This window comes from Pseudoalteromonas piscicida (assembly GCF_002744175.1).
GTDB classification, from domain to species: Bacteria; Pseudomonadota; Gammaproteobacteria; order Enterobacterales; family Alteromonadaceae; genus Pseudoalteromonas; species Pseudoalteromonas piscicida_B.
Genome location: NZ_NKHF01000180.1, coordinates 1 through 203 on the forward strand (window position 1 = coordinate 1; position 203 = coordinate 203).

1 protein-coding gene is annotated in these 203 nt (G+C 37.9%); it reads right to left on the bottom strand.

The window, feature by feature from the left end:
• Positions 1–203 (bottom strand): hypothetical protein (locus CEX98_RS23150; RefSeq protein ID WP_206780907.1); only part of this gene is annotated, 203 nt, incomplete at both ends.

The window sequence follows — 203 nt, forward strand, 5'->3', positions numbered from 1 at the left end:
GAAAAGAGTAGGTAGTGCTTTTTCTTTTGATTGTTTTAATAATTTGGAAGTTGTAAGCGAATTTAAAAGCGTGGTAAAACCGAGTGGATCTGAACCACCGACCTCTGGACCGGGCCGGAAAAGAGTAGGTAGTGCTTTTTCTTTTGATTGTTTTAATAATTTGGAAGTTGTAAGCGAATTTAAAAGCGTGGTAAAACCGAGTG